3 protein-coding genes are annotated in these 3958 nt (G+C 65.3%); all 3 read right to left on the bottom strand.

Going from position 1 to position 3958, the window contains the following annotated elements; translation table 11 throughout:
• Positions 1-95: 95 nt before the first annotated feature.
• The 3 genes from A2I95_RS27165 to A2I95_RS27155 all read right to left on the bottom strand — a co-directional run bounded on the left by A2I95_RS27165 (position 96) and on the right by A2I95_RS27155 (position 3938).
• The gene (locus A2I95_RS27165) at positions 96-1505 is read right to left on the bottom strand and encodes a 3'-5' exonuclease (protein WP_291734910.1); all 1410 of its coding nucleotides are present in this window, start codon (positions 1503-1505) and stop codon (positions 96-98) included.
• Between the two features lie 2 nt (positions 1506-1507).
• Complete coding sequence (locus tag A2I95_RS27160; RefSeq protein ID WP_027259221.1) at positions 1508-2026, bottom strand: hypothetical protein; 519 nt, start codon at positions 2024-2026, stop codon at positions 1508-1510.
• A gap of 88 nt (positions 2027-2114) precedes the next feature.
• Positions 2115-3938, bottom strand: a complete 1824-nt coding sequence (locus A2I95_RS27155; protein ID WP_291734912.1) for a DUF294 nucleotidyltransferase-like domain-containing protein — start codon at positions 3936-3938, stop codon at positions 2115-2117.
• Between the last annotated feature and the right edge of the window lie 20 nt (positions 3939-3958).

Here is a 3958-nt window from a genome sequence, read left to right as displayed (position 1 = left end):
GTCTCCGGCCCGGGGATAAAGCTGGTTTCGGCCATGTCGCGCGCCTTTTATCCGTTCCGGGCAGTGACCTGCCACGCATGGGCGTGATTGTCTACCTAGTTCATGTCTTCGATGAGGCGTCCGTGTTTGCGGGTCTCCTCCAGCGCCGCGCCAAAGGTGGCAAGCCCGCGCGCTTCCAGCATGGGCAGCATCTTGCAGAACACCTCTGCCGTGGCGCGCGCGTCGCCCATGGCAGTGTGGCGCAAGGCGGGCGGGATGGTGACGTCCAGCCTTTCGCAAAGCGCGTCCAGTGTGTGGTTTTGCGAGGCGCCGAACAGAACTGCGCTCAGCAGCACGGTGTCCAGCACCGGCTGGTCCCAGATGACGCCGGTGCGTTTGGCATGGCGGTGCAGAAAGGCCATGTCGAAGGGCGCGTTATGGGCAACAATGACTGCGTCCGAGGCAAAGCGGTGGAAGGCGCGGGCGGCCACGGCTATATCCGGCGCACCCTGCACCATGGCATCGTTGATGCCATGCACCCGTGCCGAAGCGGCGGGGATCGGCCGCCCCGGATCCACCAGGGTTTCAAACACCTCGCTGTCGATGATGCGGCCCCGCACCATCCGCAGCGCGCCGATCTGCACGATCTCGTCCTTGTGCGGCAGCAGGCCGGTGGTCTCGGTGTCGAACACCACATAGCTGAGATTGGCGAGCTTGCGGCTGTCCAGTTCCGCGTGATCCGTGTCCAGCAACGCAAAGTCATAGACCAAGGGCCGGGAATCCTCCGGGGCAAGACCCGCATGGCTGCCCTCGAACAAAATGATATAGCCCGGCGCGCCGCCCAGGGGCTTCAGCCGCAGATCGAACACCTGGGTGCCGCTGGTGCTTTTGACTTCGGCCTTCACCTCCAGGCCGCTGCGCACCAGCCGGCCATAGGCCGCCTCCAGCCCGGTCCGGTCCAGGTAATCGGACAAGGGCGCATTGAGCCGCGGCGGTGCCTCCTGCGCCAGCACCGCGGCGGCCTGGCCGTCGTACAGCACGATCTGATGGGCGGGGCCGGCCATCACGGTGGCAATGGGAATGTCGGTCAGCAGCGCCGCCAGGCGGGTCTTCTCCGCCTCCAAGTGTTCGGTTTCGCGAGCGATTGCCTCCGCCGCTGACAGTGCCGAGGCACCCAGCTGCCCGGCCAGGCCTTCAGCAGCGGCGGCAAGATCGCCCAGATAGCGGGCACCGTGGGTATCCAGTTCCTTTGACACTCCGGCATGGGCGCGGGCGCGCATACCCGCCGCCAGCCGCTCGATCGGTTTGGCGACGTTTTCGTCAAACAGCAGCCAGACCGCAGCGCATAAGCCAAGGATGGCAAACCCGCTGAGCAGGCCAGAAAAGACAAAAGCGTCCGTCAGCCCGGGCTGTCCGGAGCGGCTGTATCCCAGCCACAGCGCACCGGTGGTGACCGCAATGCCGCCGAGCGCCAGCAGGCAGAAGAACAGGAAGATCCGAAGCCGCAGGCTGAGGCGTGACAGCATCTTTACCCTCCGCAGGCTGTTGTCAGGATCGGATCGCTACTGCTGCCGGGTTCGACCCAGTCCAGACCGTCCGGCAGGCCGCCGGAAAACTCCGCATTGCCTGCCGCCAGCGCCCGCCGCCCGCCGCCGCAGTCCAGCCAGACCGGCAGCTTGCTGACCGGCGCCCAGCGGCCAAAGAAGTACAACTCGCCAAGAAAGATCTGCGGGTGGTCCGCATGGGTTTTCATCGTTGCGGTATCCAGCGCGGCAAAGCGGTCGACGTAGGGCACGGCATAGGTCCAGGGCCGGTAAAAGCTCTGGTTTTCCACCGTTTCCGCCACGACCAGCCCGTCGGGCAGGGCCGCAGCTGTGCGCGGGTACCAGCCGTATTCCGAGGTGATGGTGGCCGCGATCATCGCCAGCCCCGCTGCCACCGGCGCCAGCCAGCGCGGCAGCCGCCCGCCCAGGAACTTTCCCAGCAGCATCACCACGCCCGCGGTGGCAATGCCCGCAAAAATTACTGCAATCAGTTCCAGAAACATCCGCTCTCCTCCGGCATATGCCCGGTCGTTTTCATCTTTTCCAAAATACTCCCGCCGGAGGCTTCCTCCGCGGCACCACGCGCAGGTGTCAGCTCAGTATCCCTTTACCGTGCCCAACCGCCGATTGCATTGTTTTTACCACAACAAAGGCGTCGCGCAGATGACTTCGCTCAAAATCCGACAGATCCGAGGGCGCCAGATAGTTGTCCGGCGCGCTGCCGCTGCGGATCTGCGCCGCCTGATGCTCCAGCCGGGTTTGGGCGATCAGGTCGTAGGCATCCATCAGGTCGCGCGCGCCGGAGGGGCTGAGCACGCCTGCCGCCTCTGCCGCTCCCAGCCGGGCGCGTGTGTTGACCTCTGCCAGCTGGCCTTGCAGCGCATAGACCCGGCCCAAGTCCACCACCGGCACCACGCCGTTGTGCTTCATGTCCAGCGTGTTGCGGTGCTCGCCCGAGCGGATGGCGGCCAGCCCGCGCAGCAGGCCCAGGGGCGGCGTATGCTTCAGGGAATTCGCGATCATATGCGCGGTGAAGATCGAATTGGCGCTGGCGGCCTTCAGGGTTTCCTGCTGCAGATCCGCAAACAGGGCGGCATCGCCGCCGATGGGCCGCAGGTCGAACATCACCGAGGCCAGCATCTGCGCCTCAGGGCTAGGCCTGGCAATCCAGCCGCGGAAGTAGTCGCGCCAGACACGCAGCGGCTGCCGCCAGCGCGTATTCGATGCCATCATCTCACCGGGGCAATAGACATAGCCGCAGGTGTTCAGCCCGTCGCAGACAAACCGGGCCAGTGCTTCGAAATAGGCCTCATCGCCGGGCGTCAGATCGTCAGACAGGATCAGGCAATTGTCCTGATCCGATACCCCGGTCTGTTCGCGCCGCCCTTGCGAGCCGCAGGCCAGCCACAGGTAGGGGACGGGGGCGGGGCCCAATTTCTGCTCCGCCAGCGCCAGCAGGCGGCGGGTTGCGGTGTCGGCGATGTCGGTGATCAACCGGGTCACCACCTCATGCCGGTTGCCGCCTGCCACCAGCTGCACCAGCAGGCGGGGGATTTCGGCAGCGGCCCTTGCCATCTCATCAGCTGATCCGGCGCGGGCAATGCTTGAGATCATCTCGCCGGAGCTGACCGCCTGAAAGCGTGTGAGGTCGGTCTGGGTGACGATGCCTGCGAGCTTCCCTGCCTCCACCACCGGGATGTGGCCGATGCCATGCTCCATCATCAAGTGCAGCACTTCGGAGCCGGTGGCGGAGGGGGCGAGCGTCAGCGGGTCCGGTGTCATTACCGTACTGACGGGGGTGGAGATGGGCTTGCCTGCGGCTAGAATTTTTCCGGTCAGATCGCGGGTTGTGAGAATGCCTTGCAGCGTACCGCCATCGGTCACGCAGACGGAGGAAATGCGGCGGTCGCGCATCAGCTGCGCCGCGCTTTGGCAGGTGAGCCCGCTGGAGCAGGTGACGGGATCACGGGCCATGATGGTTTCGACCCGCGTCGTGGCGAGGCTGCTGGTTTCCCGGTTGCTGGGGCGGCGGCGGTCGAAGAATTTTGCGACTTGCGGCTGGCTGGCCATCAGGGCGTGGAACGCTGCCTTGGGCAGCAGCAGCAGCAACGTGTCTGCGGTGGCTTGGGCTGATGTCACCGCCCGGCCGCTGCGGGTCAGGCCGCGCTCGCCGAATGAATTGCGGGGGCCAAGGATCGAGACAGGGATGCCGTTCTCATCCGTCACTTCAACTTCGCCGGTATGGACCAGGTAAAGCCCCTGCAGATCCTCGTCCAGCGTATAAACGGGATCGCCGGCGGCGGTTTCGATCTGTTGGAACCTGGCGGCCAGATCCTGCAGCAGCGCGGGTTCCAGGCTGTCATAGGGGTGGACCGACGTCAGAAAGCGGAGCAGGGCGGCGTCAGATAAGGGCATGGGCATACCTGCATGAAATC

The organism is Leisingera sp. F5, assembly GCF_001593695.1.
The sequence above is the reverse complement of the archived record's forward strand: the minus strand, read 5'-3'. Positions and strand labels throughout refer to the sequence as shown.